This window comes from Pseudomonas sp. CM25, assembly GCF_013179705.1.
Taxonomy (GTDB): domain Bacteria; phylum Pseudomonadota; class Gammaproteobacteria; order Pseudomonadales; family Pseudomonadaceae; genus Aquipseudomonas.
The window spans coordinates 1-1,886 of record NZ_JABMCW010000590.1 but is presented as its reverse complement, the minus strand read 5'-3'; the positions used below and the strand labels follow the sequence as shown (position 1 = coordinate 1,886).

At 55.0% G+C, this 1,886-nt stretch carries 2 protein-coding genes and 1 pseudogene; 2 read left to right on the top strand and 1 reads right to left on the bottom strand.

Features of this window, described 5'->3' with window-relative positions; all coding sequences use genetic code 11:
* The coding region (locus tag HP546_RS29755; RefSeq protein WP_172233315.1) for a LysR family transcriptional regulator at window positions 1-312 on the bottom strand (312 nt) is incomplete at its 3' end.
* Between the two features lie 129 nt (window positions 313-441).
* Between HP546_RS29755 and HP546_RS29750 the strand changes: the two genes are divergently transcribed.
* Window positions 442-1,602 carry an alpha/beta hydrolase gene (locus tag HP546_RS29750; RefSeq protein WP_256678573.1) on the top strand — a complete coding sequence of 387 codons (1,161 nt, stop codon included), beginning with the start codon at window positions 442-444 and terminating at the stop codon, window positions 1,600-1,602.
* A gap of 123 nt (window positions 1,603-1,725) precedes the next feature.
* Window positions 1,726-1,886: pseudogene (locus HP546_RS31625) on the top strand (MFS transporter); the annotation flags it as partial.

Below are 1,886 nucleotides of genomic sequence, written 5' to 3'. Positions count from 1 at the left end.
GATGTGATCACCGCTTGTGATCCTTACCGTTCCCGCTGGTTTGTCTCGCAGATCCGTCAGCTCGTCCAGCTCGGCTTCAATCTCATCAAAACGGTGCCCGATGGCATTCAGCAGGCGCTCACCCGCAACGGTCAGTGAGACGCTGCGAGTAGTACGAGTCAGGAGCCGAATCTGCAAGCGCGCTTCCAAGCCACTCACGGTTTGGCTTAGGGCCGACTGGGACACGCCCAGCAGCGCAGCTGCACGCGTGAAGCTTTTCTCGCGGGCGACAGTGACGAATGAAAGCAGATCGTTGAAGTTGCGTTTGGCCATGCCGCAAGTATCGCACAGATTATTGATTAGCCTAGCTTATAGGTTTTGTAAGTATTAAGTAGCTAGTCAGATGGGCTATTGGAGCAGACCATTGTAGTCATCATCAACGGGTCGCATATGGACTGCCAAATGACCGAGCCTACTGAAATCCCTCTAGATCACCCGGACGTAGTAAAGCCTGGTGTTGGGCGTCGCACATTGTTGAGGATGACCAGCACCGGAATTGCATCGATTAGCGTGGGTGCAGCGCTTCCTAATGGTGCCTTTGCCACAAGCGGCGTGCAGCTCGACAGCAAGTGGGACAAAACCTTTCCCAAGAGCGACAAAGTCGACCACCAGAAGGTAGCTTTCAAAAACCGCTATGGCATTACTTTAGCGGCCGACCTGTACCGCCCGAAAAACACGGCAGGCACGCAACTGCCAGCGTTAGCAGTCAGTGGCCCCTTCGGGGCTGTCAAAGAACAAGCCAGCGGTCTGTACGCTCAGGTGATGGCTGAGCGCGGCTTTGTCACAGTCGCTTTCGACCCTTCGTTTACAGGCGAAAGCAGTGGCGAAACCCGAAACATCGCATCCCCCGATATCAACACCGAAGACTTCAGCGCTGCTATCGACTTCTTGGGGCTGCTGCCCTACGTCGACCGAAACCGCATTGGCGTCATTGGCATCTGTGGTTACAGCGGGATGGCACTGACTGCAGCCACAAGCGACTCCCGAATCAAAGCGGTCGCCACTTCATCGATGTACGACATGTCCCGTAGCATGAGCCGAAGCTACAAAGACAGTTACACCACAGAGCAACGCCACCAGGTGGTCGACTACCTGAGCCAGCAGCGTTGGGCTGATGCACAGCTTGGCAAGCCTGCGTTGGGCTACCACGAAGTACCGTTTGACGAGAATGGCAACATCGTGAAGGGCCAGCGTGTATTGCCAGAAACGCTGCCGAAAGATCCGAACCCGGTATTGGCGATATTCTTCGATTACTACCGTACGCCTCGCGGCTTCCACCCCAGAGGGGTTAACTCGACAACGGCGTGGACGGCAACCACTCCCGTGTCGTTCTTCAACTTCCCAATGTACGCGAACATCGAAATGATCTCTCCACGCCCAATTTTACTGGTCGCTGGTGAGAACGCTCACTCGCGTTATTACTCCGAGGACGTCTTCAAGGCAGCCTCGAACCCTAAAGAGCTGTTGATTGTCCCCAATGCGGATCACGTGGATTTGTACGACCGCATGGACAAGATCCCTTTCGACAAATTGACAGCATTCTTCCAGCAGCACCTGGCTTGAACGTAAGCCCCTGACGAACTGAAACACGCCTGGCGCCAATGACAAGGACGCCAGTCTTTGAATGGGCGCGGTCAGTTGCGTCAGCCCGTTGGTACACACAGCGAGGAATCCATGACAAATCAAATGAGCAGCGCCACGTCAGGCTCTGCGACCTCAAAAACTTACGGTGAGCCGCGCGCCTACTGGAGCGGCGTATTCGCAATGACCCTCTGTGTTTTTGCGCTCATCGCATCCGAATTCATGCCGGTTAGTCTGCTTACACCCATCGCTGCTGACCTCCATAT

What these genes read in the sequence shown, in the direction of transcription:
- HP546_RS29750 (WP_256678573.1), top strand. Translation starts at nt 442, where the DNA reads ATGACCGAGCCTACTGAAATCCCTCTAGATCACCCGGACGTAGTAAAG.